Below are 18,564 nucleotides of genomic sequence, written 5' to 3'. Positions count from 1 at the left end.
GGGTAGGCTTCAACGGGTGCGATGCAGGAGCCTGGGAGAAGCGACAGGATGGCGTGCAATATTTCGACGGGTCGTACTTCGATCGGCGATTCCGGTCGCGTTGCCAAGGATCGGTGGCATCGGTTCAGCGCGATTTTCCTGTTCGTGGCCGCTGCGGTCGGATACGGGTGCGCCACCGCTCCCGTGAGCGAGGCGCCGCCGGCCAATTCCGGGGATGTGGGCGTATCCCTGCTGTTGCCGCCGCCGGGGGCGACGCATCTCGAGTTGGCATCCACGCAGCGCTTCGTCTACCCGAACCTGATCGATCCGGTCGCGATGCCCGAGTATCCGCCGCGGTTGTTGCCGTCACGCCTGCCGCCGGTGACGATCTGCGTGGAAGTGGACATCGGCGAGGACGGCGGTGTATTCGCGGTGCGGCAGCGTGTCGACGAGGCGTGTCCACAGGACACATCGCCGCAGCACGCGGAATTTTCCGCCTCGGCGATCCGGGCCGTGCAGGGCTGGTCGTACGAGCCGGCCTATCTCTGCCAGGCGCCTGAAGGCTTCGCCGGCGACGATCCCTGTCTTGCCGATGGCATGGTCGAACGGGCAACGCCGCTGCGCTTGTCCTACGCTTTCCGGTTCAGCCAGCACGACGGCGAGGCGCTGGTTGAACGCGTGGATTGAGCGTCAGGTCGCGCCAGGCAGTTCGCTCCAACGCGGTGATGATGATGCCGTCGCCACGGCGAGTTGCAGTGAATAGCCGCGCCATGCAGTCTGCTCCGGCACGGTGATGGTGATGCCGTCGCCACGGCGAGTTTCAGTGAATAGCCGCGCCAAGGAGTCCGTTCCGGCGCGGTGATGGTGATGCCGTCGCCACGGCGAGTTTCAATGAATAGCCGCGCCAGGTAGTCTGCTCCGGCGCGGTGATGCTGATGCCGTCGCCACGGCGGGTTGCAGTAAATAGCCGCGCCAGGCAGTCCGCTCCGGCGCGGTGATGCTGATGCCGTCGCCACGGCGGGTTGCAGTAAATAGCCGCCGGGTATGCCTTCCCAAATGGCGATGGCCCCGCCGACTGACCTCGGCGCCCGCGTCGATCGATACCGTTGCTGCCTTCCGGCCCTGGCGGGGTTTTCGATCTAGCGTCGCGAGGGGCCGACGGGGCCACCATAGGAACGGTGCACGTCGCGTTGCACGACGTCTGATGAAATTGGCGGAGAGGGCGGGATTCGAACCCGCGAAGCGGGGTTTAGCCGCTTACACACTTTCCAGGCGTGCTCCTTCAACCACTCGGACACCTCTCCGTCCTGGCCTGAACACGCCACGCGGGTTTCAGGGCCGGTAATTCTAGCCCCCGGGGCGGGGCGGGAACAAGGAAATCCGCTGAACCGCAGGGAGCGGCGGGTCGGCATGGCAGAATGGGCGCATGTCCTATCTCGTCCTCGCCCGCAAGTGGCGCCCGCGGCGGTTCGCCGAACTGGTCGGTCAGGAGCACGTGGTTCGCGCGCTGACCAATGCCCTCGATTCGGGCCGCGTGCACCATGCCTTCCTGTTCACCGGCACCCGTGGCGTCGGCAAGACCACCATCGCCCGCATCTTCGCCAAGTCGCTCAACTGCGAGCACGGCACCTCCGCCGACCCTTGCGGCGAGTGCAACGCCTGCCGCGACATCGACGCGGGCCGCTTCGTCGACCTGCTGGAGATCGACGCCGCCAGCAACACCGGCGTCGACGACGTGCGCGAGCTGATCGACAACGCCCAGTACATGCCCTCGCGCGGCCGGGTGAAGGTCTACCTGATCGACGAAGTGCATATGCTGTCGAAGTCGGCTTTCAACGCGCTGTTGAAGACGCTGGAGGAACCGCCGGGACACGTCAAGTTCCTGCTCGCCACCACCGACCCGCAGAAGCTGCCGGTGACGGTGCTCTCGCGCTGCCTGCAGTTCAACCTCAAGCGCCTGGACCTGGGGCAGATCGAGGGCCAGATCGGCCGGATCCTGGCGGCGGAGGAAATCGCCGCCGAGCCGGAGGCGGTGCGCCAGCTGGCCAAGGCCGCCGACGGCAGCCTGCGCGACGGCCTGTCGCTGCTGGACCAGGCGATCGCCTACACCGGTGGGCGCCTGGAGACGGACGCGGTCGCGGCGATGCTGGGCACCGTGGACCGCACCCGCGTCGGCGCGCTGCTCGAGGCATTGGCCGCCGGCGACGGCGAACGGCTGCTGGCCGAGGTGGCGACGCTGGCGGAATTCGCGCCCGACTGGGGCAGCGTGCTCGACGCACTGGCCGATGCGCTGCACCGGATCCAGGTGCGGCAGCTGGTCCCGGATGCCGTGGTGGAGGCCGACGGCATCGAACTGGATGCGCTGGCCGCCGGCGTGCGTGCCGAAGTGGTGCAGCTCTGGTACCAGATGGCGCTGGGCGGCCGCCGCGACCTGCCGCTGGCGCCAAGCCCGCGCGCCGGCTTCGAGATGAGCGTGCTACGGATGCTGGCGTTTCGGCCGGCGGAAGCCGCTGCTTCCACACCGACCACGGCCGCACCGGGGGGGCAGGCGCCGCGTCCGAACGCGGCCGCGGCGGCACGGGCGGCGATGGAAGTCGATCGCGCCAAGCCAGCGGTCGCGGCGCCGCGGCGGCCGACGCCCGGGCCGGCTCCGGACGCGGTGACGGCTCCGACGCCGGTTCCGGCCAAGGAGGTCATGGCCTCTCCGGCGGTGGAAGCAGCGCCACCTGCGCCGCTCGCGGCACCGGCACCGACACCGACACCGACACCGACACCGACACCGACACCGACACCGACACCGACACCGACACCGACACCGGCCTCCAATGCGGCTGCAGCCGGGCAGGTCGATGCGGAGCGCTGGCCCGATCTGGTCACCGGTCTTGGCTTGCGTGGTCCGGTCCGGGAACTGGCTGCCCATACCGCCTTCGTCGGCTATGCCGATGGCGTGCTGCGGCTGGCGCTGCCGCCCAGCGACGATCATCTCAAGACGCCGTTCCTGGTCGGCCAGTTCGCCGACGCGCTGGCGCCGCATCTCGGCGCCGCGCCGCAGATCCGGTTCGAGGCCGCGGTCCCGGCCCACGGCGAGACCGTGCACGGGCGCCATGCCCGCCAGCGCGATGCGCGCCAGAACGCGGCCGAGCGGACGTTTCTCGAAGACCCCGAGGTGCAGCGGCTGATGTCGCGGCACGGCGCCAAGGTGGTGCCGGATTCGATCCGGCCGTACGAAGACAATTGATTGCTCCATGCGGGCCGCCGCCCGCAGCCCATCCACACCGTCCGAGGTAGTCCCCCATGCGTGAAAACATCGCCCAGTTGATGCAGCAGGCGCAGAAGATGCAGGAGAACATGCAGCGCGCCCAGGAAGAGCTCGCCAATCTCGAGGTCACCGGCAGCGCCGGCGGCGGCATGGTCAACGTCACCCTGTCCGGCCGCATGGAGTGCCGCAAGGTGCGCATCGACCCCGGCGTGCTGTCGGACCCGGAAATGGCCGAGGACCTGGTCGCGGCCGCCTTCAACGACGCCGTCAACAAGGTCAACGCCCAGTCGCAGGAAAAGATGTCGGCCGCGACCGCCGGCATGCCGGTGCCTCCGGGCATGAAGATGCCGTTCTGACCGCTGGGCGACGTGCCGGCGCCTCCGTAGAGCGGAGCTTGCTCCGCTGCTCCCGGCTCCGGAGCCTACGTAGCCGAGCAAGCTCGGCTCCACGATTCCGGGCTTCGGAGCCTGCGTAGCGGAGCAAGCTCCGCTCTACGGTGCATGGGCCGGATATCGTCGCGCTGCCGTCCCGCCCCCCCAGCAAGATCCCGGACATGACCGCCTCCCTGCTCGAACAACTCATCGAAGCCTTTCGCGTGCTGCCCGGGGTCGGGCAGAAGACCGCGCAGCGCATGGCCTATCACATCCTGGAGCGACAGCGCGAGGGTGGTGCGCGGTTGTCCGCGGCGCTGGCCGAGGCGATCGAGCACATCCGTCATTGCGAGCGCTGCCGCGATTTCAGCGAAACAGACGTCTGTGCGATCTGCGCCAGCGCCTCGCGCGACGCGCACCAACTGTGCGCGGTGGAGACCCCGGCCGACCGGCTGGCGATCGAGCAGGCCACCGAGTACCGCGGCCTGTACTTCGTGCTGCAGGGACGGCTGAGCCCGCTCGACGGCATCGGTCCGCGCGAACTCGGGCTCGACCGCCTCGCCGCGCGACTGGCCGAAGGCGAAGTGCAGGAGCTGATCATCGCCACCAACCCCACGGTCGAGGGCGAGGCCACCGCGCACTACCTGGCGCAGCTCGCGCGCCAGCACGGCGTGCGCCCGAGCCGGCCCACGCACGGGCTGCCGCTGGGCGGCGAACTCGAATACGCCGACCGCGGCACGCTGTCGCATGCCTTCGGCAGCCGCAGCGAGGTGCCTTGAGGGCCGGGATTCGGGATTGGGGATTCGGGATTCGGAAGAGCGGGGCGTCGGCGTATGATTCTACGAATCCCCAATCCCCAATCCCCAATCCCCAATCCCCAATCCCGGCTCTCAATGGACACCATCTTCCACAAGATCATCAGTCGCGAGATCCCGGCGGACATCCTCTACGAGGACGAGCACCTGATCGCGTTCCGCGACACCGGGCCGCAGGCGCCGGTGCACCTGTTGTTCGTGCCGAAGCAGACGATCGCGTCGCTCGACGTTGCGAAGCCGGAACACGCCGAACTCATCGGCCGCCTGGCGCTGGCCGCCGCCGAGTACGCACGCAAGGAAGGGTTCGCCGAGGACGGCTACCGCGTGGTCATGAACTGCAATGCGCATGGTGGCCAGACCGTGTACCAGCTGCACCTGCACCTGCTCGCCGGCGCCCACCTCGGGCGCTTCGGCACCCCGCGCTGACCGTCGCGCGCCGCGCTGGCCGCCACGCCCCGTAGAGCGGAGCTTGCTCCGCTGCCCCGCGCCCTCCGGCACCCGGATAGCCGAGCAAGCTCGGCTCTACGCGGCTCGGCATGCCGCATCGACCGCCGCCCCCGTAGAGCGGAGCTTGCTCCGCTGCCCCGCGCCCTCCGGCATCCGATAGCCGAGCAAGCTCGGCTCTACGCGGCTCGGTAGGCCGCATCGACCGCCGCCCCCGTAGAGCGGAGCTTGCTCCGCTGCCCCGCGCCCTCCGGCATCCGATAGCCGAGCAAGCTCGGCTCTACGCGGCTCGGCAGGCCGCATCGACCGCCGCCCCCGTAGAGCGGAGCTTGCTCCGCTGCCCCGCGCCCTCCGGCACCCGATAGCCGAGCAAGCTCGGCTCTACGCGGCTCGGTAGGCCGCATCGGCCGCCGCCCCCGTAGAGCGGAGCTTGCTCCGCTGCTCCGCGACCTCCGGCATCCGATAGCCGAGCAAGCTCGGCTCTACGTCGCGATGGCCGCCGTCGTCACCACCACCACCAGCCGTGCCACGGATACGGATATGGATCGTGCACGATCACGCGCACGTCCTCGCGTTCCGGCCACAGGTAGACGACGTCGGCCGTCAAGCGCGGGAAACGGTAGTCGTACTCGCCGATGCGGCGGGTCTCGTAGCCGTCGATGCGGCCGGTGAAGGTGACCTCGCGGTCCGCCTCGAAGATCGCCGGGTCGTAGAAGCCGGTGCGGCAGGCGAGGAAGCGGCCGCCGGTCGCATCGCTGCCGCCGTAGGGGCGGCCGGACGCGTCCAGGCGGGTGGAGAGCATGGTGAAGCAGGTGCGATCGGCCTGCGGCTCGACCTCGATCACGCGTCCGCCCCAGCGCACGGCGGCGCCGGTACGGTCGCCGGCGGCGGCGTCCTCGGGGGTGATCGCCGGGTAGTCGCCCTGCAGCGGGGCCGGTTGCGTGACGCAGCCGGCGAGCAGCGCGCAGGCGAGGGAAGCGGCGGCGAATGGGGTTTTCATCGTGAGGTCTCCGGTCCGGACTTGCGGTCGGGGCGATGCGCCAGCAGGTCGCGGGCCAGTGCGCGGGCCGCGGTCGCGTCGCCATCGTCGGCAGCGTAGCGCCATTGTTCGAAACGTGCGCTGAGCGCCGCCAAAGCGCGCGCCTCCGGCCACGCAGCGAGCACGCGCGCGGTCCACCGCGCCGCCGGCTCGTGCGGCGCGCGCGCCAGCCCGAGCCGGGCATAGCGCTCGCCGAGGCGGTGCCAGGCGCGCAGCACCGGATCGCGCTCGCGCTCGCCGCGCGCCACCAGCCACAGCATCCACGCCAGCGCCAGTCCACCCAGGGCCGCGAACAGGATGATCAGCTGTCGCGGGGCAAGTTCGCGGATGCCGAGCGGCTGCAGCAGCCGCTGCTGGCGTGCGGCGTCGAAGCCGAGCACGAAGTCGTTCCAGCCGCGGCGCATCCAGTCGCCGAAATCCATCACCGGCGTCATCCGCACCAGCGCATCGAAGCCGCCCTGCGGCAGATCCTCGAGGGTGTCGTAGATGCGCTCCGGTGCAACCGCCGCGGTCGGGTCCACCCGCACCCAGCCGCGGCCGTCCAGCCACACCTCGGCCCAGGCGTGCGCGTCCATCCTGCGCACGATCCAGTACTCGCCGAAACGATTGTAGTAACCGCCGACATAGCCGGTGACCACCCGCGCCGGGATCCCGGCCGCGCGCATCAGCACCACGAACGCCGAGCTGTAGTGCTCGCAGAAGCCGGCCTGCTCGTCGAACAGGAATTCGTCGACCGCATGCCGGCCCGGCAGCGGCGTGGCCAGCGTGTAGGCGAAATCGCTGCGCACCCAGCGCAGCAACCGCTGGACGACAGCCTCGTCGTCCGGCCCGGCCTCACGTCGCCATTGCCGCGCCAGCGCCACGGTGCGCGGATTGAAGCCCTGCGGCAGCCGCAGGGCCAGCTGACGCAGCATCGGGCGCAGTTCCGGCTCGAACTCGACCGGGGCCGCCGAGCGCAGTCGCCAGCGCTGCAGCGAAGCCAGCGGCCGGGATGCGGTCATGCTGTAGTCGTGCGACAGGTGCACGCCGTCGGGGGCCGCCAGCGGCAGTTCCAGCGCGACCGCGTGGCGGCGGTCGGTGGGTTCGAGCGCGATCTCGTAGTCCCAGGTGCGGCCGCCGCGCACGGTCTCGGCGGGAGGCAGCCCGCCCAGCCATTCCGCGCGGGACCAGCTGCGTCCGTCGTAGTCGAGCAACACCGGGCCGCGCCAGTACATCTCCTCCGGGGCCGGGCCCGGCCCGAAGAACCGGACCCGCGCAGCGGGCGAGTCGTCGCCCAGCAGGTCGATCCATTCGCCCGGCGTCATCGTGTCCGACAGGCCCGGCCGCGCGACAGCCCGCTCCGGCACGCCCCACAGCGGCGCCGCCATGCGCGGGAACAGCCAGAACGCGGTCAACGCCAGCGGCAGCCCGACCGCCATCAGCCGCCACACCGCGGTCAGGCGCCGCCATGGGCTGCCGGGCCCGGCGGCTTCCGATCCGACCGCGCGCTCGCCGGCCGACTCCAGCTCCGACAGCCGCAGCAGCGCGGCCAGCGCCAATGTCGCCCCGGCGAGCCCGAGCAGCAGCGACAACGGTCCCTGGTCGAGCAGGAAGGTGGCGAACGGCGCGAACAGCGCGAATCCGAGCAGGCTGCGGGCATCGCGCAGGGTGAACAGCTCGACCGGCTTGATCGCCAGCATCGCCGCCAGCAGCGCGCAACCGGTGTCGCGGCCGAAGGCGAAGCGCGCAGTCGCCAGCACCAGGCCGATCAGCGCCGAGGCGAGCAGCAGCCGCAACCAGCCCGGTATGCGATGGCGCCAGGAGACCGCGGCCACCAGCAATCCCAGGCCGCCGATGGCGGGGCCGCCCGGTCCGGGCAGTTGCAGCAGCAGCGGCAGCAGGCAGCAAGCGGTGGCCGCGAGCGCCCAGGCGCGGCCGCCGGCATCCAGCGCAGGCGACGGCCGCCGCTCAGCCATGGGCGGGGCCCGGTTCGGGTTGGCCGGGCAGCAGCGCCAGCGCGCGCAGGCAGGCGTGCCGGTGCTGCGCGCCGCCGGCCGGGCCCAGCGGCGGCTGGCCGGGCAGTACCAGGCGGTAGCGGCGCTGGTCGCGTTCGGCCTCGTCGACCCAGCGCGCCAGGCGGCGGATGCGGTCCTCGTAGGACAGCGCCGCGAGCTTGCGCCAGTCCAGCACCACGTCGGCGCCCTGCGGCTGTTCGTACTCGCGCACCAGCAGGGTGTCGCGCCGTGCCGAGGGCTTCCACGCGATCGCGCGCCGCGAGTCGCCGCGGCGCCAGCCGCGCAGGTGATGGATGTCGTCGCCCGAGGGATGCAGCCGCGCCTGGGCGTTGTCGCCGGCGCCTTCGGGCAGCGGCGGACCGTGCGCCTCGGGCGCGGGATAGACCAGCAGCGGCGCCTCCGGCCACACCCAGGCCCAGGCCCGGGCCAGGCCCAGCGGCCGCGTGGTCGAGATGCGGATGCGGTCGAGTTCGTACCAGCCGCGATGGGCGGTGGGCAGTTCCAGCGCCGCCTCGCCCGCGCCCTGGGCGAGCGATAGCGTGGCGGCGGCGTCGCCGATCTCCACGTGCAATCCGCGGCGCACCCGCTTCGGGTCGGCGCGCACGTGCACGCGCAGCAGCAGCGGGCGTCCGGTGGCGACCGGTTCGGCGCCGATCGCGTGCACCTCCAGCCCGCTCAGCTGCAGATGCGCGCCGAGCAGGCTGGCCAGCGCGGTCCCGGTCAGCAGCAGGCACAGCAGCAGCGCCGGATTGTTGTTGTAGTTCAGTGCGCCCACGCCCATGGTCAGCAGCAGCACGAGGAAGAACAGCCCGAACGCGGTCGGCAGCACGTAGACCCGGCTGCGGTCGAAGCGCACCGGCAGCGTTTCGGGCTGGCGTGGGCGCGCGAACAGCAGCAGGCGCCGCCACGTGGTGGCGAAGCCGGATGCGGCCGGCGTGATGGCGACGGACGCCGCCGTCGTGGAGCGGGGGGGCGCGGGCGCGCGTCGCTCCGGCGTGGCGTCAGTCGACCGGGACCGCATGCAGGATCGCCTTCGCCAGCGCGGCGCCGTCGCCGGCCTCGGATTCGGGCACCAGGCGGTGCGCTGCGACCGCGGCGAACAGCGCCTGCACGTCCTCAGGCAGCACGTGTCGGCGCCCCAGCAGCAGCGCATAGGCGCGCGCGGCCTGCAGCAGGGCGATGCCGGCACGCGGTGACAGGCCCACGCGCACGCCGCCGTGGTGGCGGCTGCGTTCGACCAGTGCCTGCACGTAATCCACCAGCGCGTCGCTGGCGTGCACCGTGCGTGCGGCGCGGCGCAGCCGCACCACCTGCGCGGCGTCGAGCACCGGCTGCGCCTGCGCGATCAGCCCGCGACGGTCGCTGCCCGAGAGCAGCGCGCGCTCGGCGTCGCGGCCGGGATAGCCGAGGCTGAGCCGCAGCAGGAAGCGGTCGAGTTGCGAGTCGGGCAGCGGATAGGTGCCGGCGAGATCGAGCGGATTCTGGGTGGCGATCACGAAGAACGGCTCCGGCAGCTGATGGGTGTTGCCGTCGATGCTGACCTGGTGCTCGGCCATCGCCTCGAGCAGCGCGCTCTGCGTGCGCGGCGGGGCGCGGTTGATCTCGTCGGCGAGCAGCACGTGCGCGAACACCGGTCCCGGATGGAACTCGAACTTCCGCGCCTGCGCGTCGTAGACCGATACGCCGACGATGTCCGAAGGCAGCAGGTCGGAGGTGAACTGCACGCGCTGGAAACCGAGCCCGAGCGTCGCCGCCAGCGCATGCGCCAGCGTGGTCTTGCCGAGGCCGGGCAGGTCCTCGATCAGCAGGTGTCCGTCGGACAGCAGCGCGACGAAGGCGAGCCGCACTTCCTGCGCCTTGCCCAGCAACAGCCCGTTGACCTGCTGCTGCGCGGCCTTGAGCGCGTTTAACAGATCGTCGGTTAGCATGTCGGCATGCGCGGGCGATACGGACATCGGCGATCTCCGGCGTTGTGGGGTGGATTCCGGATCGCGACGCGCATCGCGGCGCTTCGGGTGACGCCGGACAGGTCCATCGCGGTTGCAATGAGTGTAACGGGGTCGGATGCGAATGCGAATGCGGATGCCGGATGCCATCGACATGCGTGAAGGCGATGTACGCACCGATCGGGCGCGGCGCACGTTCGTGGCGTTGTGGACGGCGGTGCTGCTGCTCAAGCTGGTGCTGGCCACGCAGCTGCCGCTGTTCGTCGACGAGGCGTTCTACTGGCAGGAAGGGCAGCACCCCGGTTGGGCCTATTCCGATCTGCCCGGGCTCACCGCCTGGCTGATCCGGCTGGGCGTCGAACTGGCGGGCAACTCCGAGTTCGGCGTGCGCCTGCCGTTCCTGCTGATCGCCGCGGCGTTGCCGTGGTGGATGGTGAAGCTGGTCGCGCGCGAGTTCGACGAACGTCACGCCTGGCTCGCCGGGAGTGCCACGGTGCTGCTGCCGCTGGCCGGCACGCTCGGCCTGCTGGCGTTGCCGGACGTGCCGATGGCGCTGGCGACCCTGCTGTGCATCGATGCCGGCGCACGGCTGCTGCGCAAGGTCGAGTACGACGCGACGCTGCTGCTGGCGCTGGGCCTGGCGATCGGCGCACTGAGCCACTACCGCTTCATCGCGGTCGTCGGCGTCGGCATTGTCGCGCTGCTGTGCCTGCCGGACGGCCGGCGCGCGCTGCGCGATCCGCGGGTGTGGATCGCGATCGCTTTCGGCGCCGCGGCCTGGGCGCCGCTGCTGGCCTGGAATCTCGACAACGCCGAGGCCGGGCTGCGCTTCCAACTGGTCGATCGCCATCCCTGGTCGCTGCATCCCGAGGGGCTGCTGTTCCTGCCGACGCAGTTCATGCTGGTCACGCCGCTGCTGTTCGTCGCGCTGATGTGGGCGGCATGGCGGTCGCGGCGCGACGAGCATCCGGCTGCGCGCCTGTTCGCGCTGCTCGGCGGACTGGTGGTACTCGGCTTCTTCGCACTGGGGTTCTTCGCCGACACCGAGCGCGTCAGCTTCCACTGGCCGCTGCCCGGCTATCTTGCGCTGTTGCCGCTGCTGCCGGCGCTGCTCGACGCCTGGCCGCGTTGGCTGCGGCGCGCGACCTGGGCGTTGGCCGCGCTCGGACTGGGCGTGCTTTGCGCCTACTACATGGCGGTGTCGGTACCCGCGGTGCGTGCGCAGAGCGCGGCGCTGAAGTGGTATCCGTCGAACTTCGCCGGCTGGACGGTCCTGGCCGACGCGGTGGAGGAGATGCGCGCCGGCATGCCGGCGGACACCCGGGTCGTCGCCGACAATTTCAAGATCGGCGCCGAACTCGGTTTCTCGCTGGGCGATCCGCGCATCGCCGTGCTCGATCATCCGCTCAACCGCGCGCACGGGCGCGCGCCGCAGCTGCAATTGTGGGGACTGCAGACGCGCGGCCGCGACGAGTGGGGTGATGCTCCGGTGCTGCTGGTGGTCGGCGCCAGCGACGTGCAGTACCGGCAGCTGCTGCGGCGTTACCACGCCCTGTGCGAGCGGGTCGGGCCGTTGCCGCCGCCGCGCGTACTCAACATCGACCACGGCGCGCAGCGCTTCCTGCTGTTCGCGCTCGAAGGCGCCGGCCGTGGCCCGGATCGTCCCTGCGCAACGCCGGCGCTGGCCTGGATCGACGCACCGGTCGCCGGCGCCGCGGTGCGGCGGCCGTTCGAGGTCCGGGGCTGGGCATTCAAGGACGGCGTAGGCCTGGAACGGGTGGAGGTGACACTCGACGGCGAAGTCGTGGCGGAGGCCGAGTATGGGCACTCCGCGTCGGGCGTGGCCGACTACTGGGAGATCTCCAATGATCCGGAGCATCCGAACGTCGGTTTCCGCGCGACCGTCGATGACGCCATTCCGGCGCGTCCGGGACTCTACTGGCTGGGCCTGCGCCTGCACGGCCGCGACGGCAGCGTGGAGCAATGGCACGAGCAGCCGGTGACGATTCGATAAGCATTTTTCGCCACGGATTGACGCGGATCAGCGCGGATTAGGGCCCAACGGGGCAATAGGCTTGACCGAGCCTCACTTGACCCACTGATTCGCTTGATCCGCGTTCATCCGCGGCAAAGGTTTTCCGCGCTCAGGGCACGGTGAATCCGGCTTCACGCAGCAGGCGCGCCGTGGCGATCAGTGGCAGGCCGACCAGCGCGGTCGGGTCCTCGCTGGCGATCGCCTCGAACAGGGCGATGCCGAGCCCTTCGGCCTTGAAGCTGCCGGCGCAGTCGAACGGCTGCTCGGCGTCGACGTAGCGCGCGATCTCGTCGCTGGCGAGGGTGCGGAAGCGGACCACCGTCACATCCAGCGCCTCGAGGCAGCGACCGTCGCCGTGGCGCAGCGCCAGCGCGGTGAGGAACCGCACGTCGGTTCCCGACATCGCCGCGAGCTGGGCACGGGCGGCGTCGCGGCCGCCGGGCTTGCCGAGCGCGCGGCCATCGAGTTCGGCCACCTGGTCCGAGCCTATAGTCCAGGCATCCGCCGCGGACACCGCCGCCGCCTTGGCGCGCGCCAGCCGCTGCGCCAGCGCGGCAGGCGACTCGGCCGCTCGCGGGCTTTCGTCCACTTCCGGCCGCGCGACCTCGAACGGCAGCCGCAGGCGCCGCAGCAGGTCGCGGCGGTAGGGCGAGGTGGAGGCCAGGACCAGGCGCACTAGTGCAGCGGCGCGCGGGCGCGCTCGATCTGCAGCAACTGCTGGTCGATGCGCAGGCGCGCGGCATCGATCGATTCGCGTACCGCGTCGAGCTGCTCCACCGTGGCGCTGGCGCCGTACTGCTGCAGCCACAGCCGTTGCCGCAGCATTTCCTGCAGCGCATCGCGCACCGGGTTCTCGTCGTCGCCGGCGACCGCCTCGATCTCGGCGCGCGCGGTGCGCAGGCGCTCCTCGAGGGCGTCGGCGGCGTCCAGCACCCGGGCGAAGGCCTGTTCACGGCGGCCGCCGCGCCGCCTGGACAGCAGCAGCCAGGCGGCCGCCAGCACGGCGATCGCGACAAGCAATGCGAGAATCGGCAGCACGCGAATGACCCCCGGAAACGAAACGCCAGTCTGCCGCCGCGCCCGGGCGGGGGCAAACCCCCCCGGGGACAAGGGCTTGCGGCACGGGCGCGGGTTTGACAGGTGCCCGGGCGGGGCCTAACATTCCGCCTCTTATGTCCGCGCAAGTGCCCGAAGTCGTCGACGCTTGGCGCATGGTCGCCGCGGGTCGGGTGTTCGAGGGGCGTCTGCCGCTGTCCGGCATGCCGCGCCTGCGGGACGTGTTGCTGGACGGCGAGGGCGAGGCGGAGTTCTCGCTCGGGTTCGGTCGCGACACGTTGCAGGTGCCGTATGCGGAACTGCGGATCGAAGCCGCGCTGCCGCTGCTGTGCCAGCGGACGCTGCAGCGATTCCTGCATCCGGTGCGCATCGAGCAGCGTCTCGGCCTGATCCGCGACGAGGCCGACGAGGCCGCGTTGCCGCCGGGCTACGAGGCGCTGCTGCTGGCCGGGGACGGCGAGCTGCGGCCGGCGGAACTGGTCGAGGACGAGCTGATCCTGGCCGTCCCGCTGGTGCCGGTGGCGCCGGGCTCGGAATCGGTCGAGCGCGACTGGCCGGTGCCGGCGGACGAGGAAAAACGCGCCAATCCGTTCTCGGCGTTGGCGGCATTGAAGAAACACTGAAAACAGAATCTGTTGCTGGAGCGATCCCCATGGCTGTGCAGAAATCCCGCGTCTCCCCTTCCCGCCGTGGCATGCGTCGCGGACACGACAAGCTGACCGCCAAGCAGCTGTCCACCGATCCGACCACGGGCGAAATCCATGTGCGCCACCACATCACCGCCGACGGTTACTACCGCGGCAAGCAGGTGATCCAGGTCAAGTCGAAGATCGTCGAAGACTGATGGTGTTGCGCGCCGCCGTCGCCGACGGCGGTTCCGGGCGCTTCGTGACACCCGTGCCGTCGTCAACCGGCCGCCGCGAAGCCGTCCGCACGAATGCCGCCAGGCATTCCGGCCGAGGACAGTCTCAGAGATGAGCGAATCGGGTTCGATCCCGCGCGTGTACTCGCGTATCGCCGGCACCGGCAGCTATCTGCCGGCCAAGGTGTTGACCAACGACGACCTGTCGAAGATCGTCGATACCAGCGACGAGTGGATCGCCGCGCGCACCGGCATCCGCCAGCGCCATATCGCCGCCGACGGCGAGACCACCGGCGACCTGGCCTATCACGCCGCGGTGCGGGCGCTGCAGTCGGCGGGCGTCGAGCCGGACGAACTCGACCTGATCGTGCTCGGCACCACCACCCCGGACCTGGTGTTCCCGTCCACCGCCTGCCTGCTGCAGCACCGGCTCGGCGCCAACGGCTGCGGCGCGTTCGACGTCAACGCTGCCTGTTCCGGATTCCTCTATGCGATCTCGGTCGCCGACAAGTTCATCCGTTCGGGCGACGCCAGGACGGTACTGGTGGTCGGCTCCGAGACCCTCACCCGCATGGTCGACTGGAGCGAGCGCACCACCTGCGTGCTGTTCGGCGACGGAGCCGGCGCGGTGGTGCTCAAGGCCGATGCCGAGACCGGCATCCTCAGTACCCACCTGCACGCCGACGGCGCCAAGAAGGAGCTGCTGTGGAACCCGGTCGGGGTCTCGGTCGGCTTCAAGGAAAACGAGAAGAACGCCGGCGTGCGCATCCAGATGGCCGGCAGCGACGTGTTCAAGTACGCGGTCAAGGCGCTCGACTCGGTGGTCGAGGAAACCCTCGAGGCTAACGGCCTGGATCGCCACGACATCGACTGGCTGATCCCGCACCAGGCCAACCTGCGCATCATCGAGGCCACGGCCAAGCGCCTGGACATGCCGATGGAGCGGGTGATCGTCACCGTCGACAAGCACGGCAACACCTCGTCCGGCTCGGTGCCGCTGGCGCTCGACCATGCCATCCGTTCCGGCCAGGTGCAGCGCGGCCAGCTGCTGCTGCTGGAAGCCTTCGGCGGCGGGTTCACCTGGGGCTCGGCGCTGCTGCGCTACTGAGTTCCACCCGCGGCGTGTACGCGCCGCGGCGAACCGGGGCGATGGCGCGACATACGCCTTCGTACAGACAGCCCGGCGGCCGGACACGTATCATCTGCGCTCGTTTTTTCTTCCGCCGGATGTGCGCGTGACAGATCCGCAGCTCTCCTTCGTGTTTCCCGGCCAGGGTTCGCAGTCGCCGGGGATGCTCGCCGATCTTGCCGGACGGCATGCCTCCATCCGCGAGGATTTCACCGAGGCGTCCGAGGGCGCCGGCGTCGACCTGTGGGCGCTGTCGCAGCCCGGGTCCGAGGACCGCCTCAACACCACCGAATTCACCCAGCCCGCGCTGCTCGCGGCGGGCGTTGCCGTGTGGCGGCTGTGGCGCGCCCACGGCGGGGCCGCGCCTTCGGTGCTGGCCGGCCACAGCCTGGGCGAATACGCGGCCCTGGTGGCCGCCAACGCGCTGTCGCTCGGCGACGCGGCGCGCCTGGTGCGCGTGCGCGGGCAACTGATGCAGGCGGCAGCGCCGGTCGGCATCGGCGGCATGGCCGCGGTGCTCGGCGCCGAGGATGCGCTGGTCGCCGAGGTCTGCACGCAGGCGTCCGGCGAGGAGATCGTGGTGCCGGCGAATTTCAACTCGCCGGGCCAGGTCGTCATCGGCGGGCATGCGGCCGCGGTCGAGCGCGCGCTCGGCCTGCTCGCGGAGAAGGGCGTGCGCAAGGCGGTCAAGCTCGCGGTCAGCGTGCCCTCGCACACGCCGCTGATGCGCGACGCCGCCAACCGCCTGTCCGAAACGATGGCCGCGCTTGCGTGGCGCGAACCGGAACTGCCGGTGGTGCAGAACGTCGATGCCGAGGTCCACGAAGGCGTGCAGTCGATCCGCGACGCGCTGGTGCGCCAGCTCTACCTGCCGGTGCAGTGGACCGGTTGCGTGCAGGCCCTGGCCGCGCGCGGCGTGCGGCGGGTCGGCGAGTGCGGACCCGGCAAGGTGCTGACCGGACTGGTCAAGCGCATCGACAAGACGCTCGACGCGCGCGCGCTCGGCACGCCCGGCGATTTCGACGCCGCGTTGGCGGATTGGAAAGCATGATTTAGCCACGGATCGACGCGAAAATCCGCGGCAAAGAATCGTTGTTGGGAGCAAACCATGACACAACCATTGCAAGGCGAGATCGCCTTCGTCACCGGCGCCAGCCGTGGCATCGGCGCCGCGATCGCCGACGAACTGGCCGCGCAGGGCGCGACCGTGGTCGGCACCGCCACCACCGAGGCCGGGGCGCGCGCGATCGGCGAGCGGCTGGCATCGACGGGCGGGCACGGGCGCGTGCTCGACGTGGTCGACGGTGCCGCGGTCGAGGCGTTGATCGACGCGATCGGCAAGGAGTTCGGCGCGATCGGCATCCTGGTCAACAACGCCGGCATCACCCGCGACAACCTGCTGATGCGGATGAAGGACGAGGACTGGCAGGCGATCCTCGACACCAATCTCAGCAGCGTCTACCGCACCTGCAAGGCGGCGATGCGCGGGATGATGAAGGCGCGCAAGGGCCGCATCATCAACATCGCCTCGGTGATCGGCGTCACCGGCAATGCCGGCCAGGCCAACTACGCCGCCGCCAAGGCCGGGATCATCGGCTTCAGCAAGTCGCTGGCCAGGGAAATCGGCTCGCGCGGGGTGACCGTCAACGTGGTCGCGCCCGGCTTCATCGCCACCGACATGACCCGCGACCTGCCAGAGGCCTCGAAGCAGGCGTTGGTCGACCAGATCGCGCTGGGCCGTCTGGGCGAGCCCGCCGACATCGCCCGCGCGGTGGTTTTTCTTGCCGGTCCCGCCGCCGCCTACATCACCGGCGAGACCCTGCACGTGAATGGCGGCATGTACATGCCGTGACGCTTTCCCAGGGGCCGCAAGCCCTTGAACCGAAACGGGCTTTGGCGTCCATCGCCGATTGCCCGGCTTTCCCTTAAACTAGGCGGCCGTCAGGGCCTTCCCCGGAGCGAGACCTATATGAGCAGCATCGAAGAGCGCGTCAAGAAAATCGTGATCGAACAACTGGGCGTCAAGGAAGAGGAGGTCAGCCCGAGTGCTTCCTTCGTCGACGATCTCGGTGCCGATTCGCTGGATACCGTGGAGCTGGTGATGGCGCTCGAGGAAGAGTTCGAGTGCGAGATCCCGGACGAGGAAGCCGAGAAGATCACCTCGGTGCAGCAGGCCATCGACTACATCAAGGCCCACGTCAAATCGTAACGGCGTTCTGCGACGATGGCGCCGGCCGCAGGGCCGCGCCGCCGTCCGGGCCGCGACCGCTCCGGTTTCCGGCGCGCGCGCGGCGGTGACAGACACGGGGCCGCAGACGCGGCCTCGTGCGTTTCCGGCGCGGCATCGCCCACGCGGCGGCGTGCGCAACGAACCGAATGAGGAGTAGTTCAATGTCCAAGCGACGCGTGGCCATCACCGGTCTGGGCATCCTGTCGCCGCTCGGCAACGATCTGGCATCGAGTTGGGACGGGATCGTCAACGGCCGTTCCGGCATCGGGCCGATCACCCATTTCGACGCGTCCGCGTTCGCGACGCGGATCGCCGGCGAGGTGAAGGATTTCGATCCCACCGCGTGGATCGCGCCGAAGGACGTCAAGAAGATGGATCCCTTCGTGCACTACGGCGTCGCCGCGTCGCTGATGGCGATCCGGGACGCGGGCCTGGAGATTCCCGAGGCCGAGGCCGACCGCATCGGCGTGGCGATCGGCGCCGGCATCGGCGGCCTGAAGGGCATCGAGGAAACCACCATCAAGTACCACGACGGCGGACCGCGCAAGGTCTCGCCGTTCTACGTGCCCAGCACCATCATCAACATGATCGCCGGCCAGGTCTCGATCATGACCGGCGCCAAGGGCCCGAACATCGCCGCGGTGACGGCCTGCACCACGGCCACCCACAACATCGGCCTGGCGATGCGCATGATCCAGTACGGCGACGCCGACGCGATGATCGCGGGCGGCGCGGAATACGCGACCACGCCGACCTCGCTCGGCGGCTTCTGCGCGATGAAGGCGCTTTCGACCGGCAACGACGAACCTGGAAAGGCCTCGCGCCCATGGGACGTCGGCCGCGACGGCTTCGTGATGGGTGACGGTGCCGGCATCCTGGTGCTGGAGGAGTACGAGCGCGCCAAGGCGCGCGGCGCGCGCATCTACGCCGAACTGACCGGGTTCGGCATGAGCGGCGACGCCTTCCACATGACCGCGCCGAGCGAGAACGGCGACGGCGCCGCACGCTGCATGCGTCACGCGATCGGCGATGCCGGCATCGACGTCGAGCGCATCGGCTACATCAACGCCCACGGCACCTCGACCCCGGCCGGCGACCTGGCCGAGACCATGGCGGTGAAGACCGCGCTCGGCGACCATGCCTACAAGACCGCGGTCAGTTCGACCAAGTCGATGACCGGGCACCTGCTCGGCGCCGCCGGCGGCGTGGAGGCGGTGTTCTCGATCATGGCGCTGCACACCGGCGTGCTGCCGCCGACCATCAACCTCGACAACCCGTCGGAAGGCTGCGACCTCGACTACGTCCCGCACACGGCGCGCGAGGCGAAGGTCGACGTGGTGATGTCGAACTCGTTCGGCTTCGGCGGCACTAACGGCACGCTGATCTTCAGACGCGCCGGGTAACC

At 70.4% G+C, this 18,564-nt stretch carries 19 protein-coding genes, 1 tRNA gene and 1 other RNA gene; 13 read left to right on the top strand and 8 right to left on the bottom strand.

Annotation, left to right across the window (positions count from 1 at the left end; translation table 11 throughout):
- Positions 1-21: 21 nt before the first annotated feature.
- Positions 22-666 (top strand): energy transducer TonB, encoded by a 645-nt coding sequence (locus tag AB5T46_RS18070; RefSeq protein WP_370565471.1) that lies wholly within the window; start codon positions 22-24, stop codon positions 664-666.
- A gap of 378 nt (positions 667-1,044) precedes the next feature.
- Here AB5T46_RS18070 and ffs read toward each other — a convergent pair.
- Together ffs and AB5T46_RS18060 are read right to left on the bottom strand one after the other, a co-directional pair.
- Positions 1,045-1,141, bottom strand: an RNA gene (ffs, locus tag AB5T46_RS18065) — signal recognition particle sRNA small type.
- Positions 1,142-1,190: 49 nt separating this feature from the next.
- Positions 1,191-1,283, bottom strand: a tRNA-Ser gene (locus tag AB5T46_RS18060).
- A gap of 122 nt (positions 1,284-1,405) precedes the next feature.
- Between AB5T46_RS18060 and dnaX the strand changes: the two genes are divergently transcribed.
- From dnaX to AB5T46_RS18040, 4 genes are all read left to right on the top strand, one after another.
- Positions 1,406-3,217, top strand: coding sequence for a DNA polymerase III subunit gamma/tau (gene dnaX / locus AB5T46_RS18055; protein ID WP_370565470.1), 1,812 nt, complete (start codon positions 1,406-1,408; stop codon positions 3,215-3,217).
- Between the two features lie 56 nt (positions 3,218-3,273).
- Complete coding sequence (locus AB5T46_RS18050; protein ID WP_370565468.1) at positions 3,274-3,594, top strand: YbaB/EbfC family nucleoid-associated protein; 321 nt, start codon at positions 3,274-3,276, stop codon at positions 3,592-3,594.
- Positions 3,595-3,791: 197 nt separating this feature from the next.
- Positions 3,792-4,388, top strand: coding sequence for a recombination mediator RecR (recR, locus tag AB5T46_RS18045; protein ID WP_370565467.1), 597 nt, complete (start codon positions 3,792-3,794; stop codon positions 4,386-4,388).
- A gap of 114 nt (positions 4,389-4,502) precedes the next feature.
- On the top strand, positions 4,503-4,850 hold the full coding sequence (locus AB5T46_RS18040) for a histidine triad nucleotide-binding protein (RefSeq protein ID WP_370565466.1): 348 nt from the start codon (positions 4,503-4,505) through the stop codon (positions 4,848-4,850).
- A 523-nt stretch (positions 4,851-5,373) separates the two neighbouring features.
- Here the strand turns inward: AB5T46_RS18040 and AB5T46_RS18035 are convergent.
- Genes AB5T46_RS18035 through AB5T46_RS18020 form a run of 4 tightly spaced genes read right to left on the bottom strand, consistent with a single transcriptional unit; the run spans position 5,374 to position 9,856 of the window.
- Positions 5,374-5,868 (bottom strand): Slp family lipoprotein, encoded by a 495-nt coding sequence (locus AB5T46_RS18035; protein WP_370565465.1) that lies wholly within the window; start codon positions 5,866-5,868, stop codon positions 5,374-5,376.
- On the bottom strand, positions 5,865-7,862 hold the full coding sequence (locus tag AB5T46_RS18030; RefSeq protein ID WP_370565464.1) for a transglutaminase TgpA family protein: 1,998 nt from the start codon (positions 7,860-7,862) through the stop codon (positions 5,865-5,867). The genes AB5T46_RS18035 and AB5T46_RS18030 overlap by 4 nt, the downstream gene beginning before the upstream one ends.
- A complete protein-coding gene (locus AB5T46_RS18025) occupies positions 7,855-8,922 on the bottom strand; it encodes a DUF58 domain-containing protein (protein ID WP_370565463.1) in 1,068 nt (355 codons plus the stop codon). The genes AB5T46_RS18030 and AB5T46_RS18025 overlap by 8 nt, the downstream gene beginning before the upstream one ends.
- On the bottom strand, positions 8,903-9,856 hold the full coding sequence (locus tag AB5T46_RS18020; RefSeq protein WP_370565462.1) for an AAA family ATPase: 954 nt from the start codon (positions 9,854-9,856) through the stop codon (positions 8,903-8,905). Before AB5T46_RS18020 ends, AB5T46_RS18025 begins: the two co-directional genes overlap by 20 nt.
- A gap of 145 nt (positions 9,857-10,001) precedes the next feature.
- Between AB5T46_RS18020 and AB5T46_RS18015 the strand changes: the two genes are divergently transcribed.
- Positions 10,002-11,861 carry an ArnT family glycosyltransferase gene (locus AB5T46_RS18015; protein WP_370565461.1) on the top strand — a complete coding sequence of 620 codons (1,860 nt, stop codon included), beginning with the start codon at positions 10,002-10,004 and terminating at the stop codon, positions 11,859-11,861.
- A gap of 130 nt (positions 11,862-11,991) precedes the next feature.
- Here the strand turns inward: AB5T46_RS18015 and AB5T46_RS18010 are convergent, their stop codons facing one another.
- Positions 11,992-12,558, bottom strand: coding sequence for a Maf family protein (locus AB5T46_RS18010; protein ID WP_370565460.1), 567 nt, complete (start codon positions 12,556-12,558; stop codon positions 11,992-11,994).
- Positions 12,558-12,920: a hypothetical protein gene (locus AB5T46_RS18005; RefSeq protein WP_370565459.1), complete on the bottom strand. Its 363-nt coding sequence runs from the start codon at positions 12,918-12,920 to the stop codon at positions 12,558-12,560. The genes AB5T46_RS18010 and AB5T46_RS18005 overlap by 1 nt, the downstream gene beginning before the upstream one ends.
- Positions 12,921-13,054: 134 nt before the next feature.
- Between AB5T46_RS18005 and AB5T46_RS18000 the strand changes: the two genes are divergently transcribed.
- From AB5T46_RS18000 to fabF, 7 genes are all read left to right on the top strand, one after another.
- Complete coding sequence (locus AB5T46_RS18000; RefSeq protein ID WP_370565458.1) at positions 13,055-13,561, top strand: YceD family protein; 507 nt, start codon at positions 13,055-13,057, stop codon at positions 13,559-13,561.
- A 29-nt stretch (positions 13,562-13,590) separates the two neighbouring features.
- Positions 13,591-13,782, top strand: coding sequence for a 50S ribosomal protein L32 (gene rpmF / locus AB5T46_RS17995; protein WP_370565457.1), 192 nt, complete (start codon positions 13,591-13,593; stop codon positions 13,780-13,782).
- 130 nt (positions 13,783-13,912) lie between these two features.
- Entirely contained in the window at positions 13,913-14,908 is a 996-nt protein-coding gene (locus AB5T46_RS17990; RefSeq protein ID WP_370565456.1) for a beta-ketoacyl-ACP synthase III, read from the top strand.
- A 127-nt stretch (positions 14,909-15,035) separates the two neighbouring features.
- A complete protein-coding gene (fabD, locus tag AB5T46_RS17985; RefSeq protein WP_370565455.1) occupies positions 15,036-15,980 on the top strand; it encodes an ACP S-malonyltransferase in 945 nt (314 codons plus the stop codon).
- A gap of 57 nt (positions 15,981-16,037) precedes the next feature.
- The gene (gene fabG / locus AB5T46_RS17980; RefSeq protein WP_370565454.1) at positions 16,038-16,781 is read left to right on the top strand and encodes a 3-oxoacyl-ACP reductase FabG; all 744 of its coding nucleotides are present in this window, start codon (positions 16,038-16,040) and stop codon (positions 16,779-16,781) included.
- Between the two features lie 117 nt (positions 16,782-16,898).
- A complete protein-coding gene (gene acpP / locus AB5T46_RS17975) occupies positions 16,899-17,138 on the top strand; it encodes an acyl carrier protein (RefSeq protein WP_149194087.1) in 240 nt (79 codons plus the stop codon).
- Positions 17,139-17,320: 182 nt separating this feature from the next.
- Complete coding sequence (fabF, locus tag AB5T46_RS17970) at positions 17,321-18,562, top strand: beta-ketoacyl-ACP synthase II (protein WP_370565453.1); 1,242 nt, start codon at positions 17,321-17,323, stop codon at positions 18,560-18,562.
- The last annotated feature ends 2 nt before the right edge of the window (positions 18,563-18,564 follow it).

This window comes from Luteimonas salinilitoris (assembly GCF_041300785.1).
Taxonomy (GTDB): Bacteria; Pseudomonadota; Gammaproteobacteria; order Xanthomonadales; family Xanthomonadaceae; genus Luteimonas; species Luteimonas salinilitoris.
This window is presented reverse-complemented; position numbering and strand designations above follow the sequence as displayed.